Annotated in this window: 1 protein-coding gene; it reads right to left on the reverse strand. The window is 59.2% G+C overall.

What is annotated here, in order from left to right:
- A partial coding sequence (locus OP498_RS18515; RefSeq protein WP_280554824.1) for a transposase occupies positions 1 to 633 on the reverse strand: 633 nt, incomplete at both ends.

Consider the following 633-nt stretch of genomic DNA (forward strand, 5'->3'; position numbering starts at 1 on the left):
AACCGCTCCTTGTGTTCGTAGGCCGCAAGGAGCCGAGGGAAGGCCCCTGTCCATGTCTCCATGATGAGCCGCTCGCGATCTGAAACGTCGTGAGCACGCTTCAGCAGGATCTTCCGGTCACCCTTGAGAGTTCGGCGCTGGTTGGCTGTCAGCTCCTTCCTGAGGCCCTTGCGGACCTTATCCAGCGCCTCGTTGGCCATGCGAACGACGTGGAACTTATCGACAACGATGCGTGCCTCGGGCAACACCGCTTGGACAGCTCGTCGGTAGGGCTTCCACATATCCATGCTGACGATTTCCACCTTGTGGCGTTCGGTCATGTTCATGAGGCGCCTTGTCACCGCGTCCTGTTGGCGGCCAGGCAGCAAATCCAGCAAGGTCCGCTCTTCTAGGTTGGTCAGGATGCAACGATAGCGGCGGTTCAAGTACAGCTCATCGATTCCTAGGCAGCGCGGCGTCTCAAAGCGATGCCGGGCTGCGAGTAACTCGGCGCGTTTCCGGAAGATGTTGCGGATAGTCTTCTCGTCGAGCCCCGTTGTGTCGGCGACGTAGGCGTAAGGGTGGTTGAAGGCCTCCTTCTCAACGTGGCTGTAAAGCCTCCGTGTCATGCGGTGGTCATCGACCATTTCAGGG

Origin of the sequence: Halomonas sp. 25-S5, assembly GCF_029889845.1 — a bacterium.
Taxonomy (GTDB): domain Bacteria; phylum Pseudomonadota; class Gammaproteobacteria; order Pseudomonadales; family Halomonadaceae; genus Halomonas.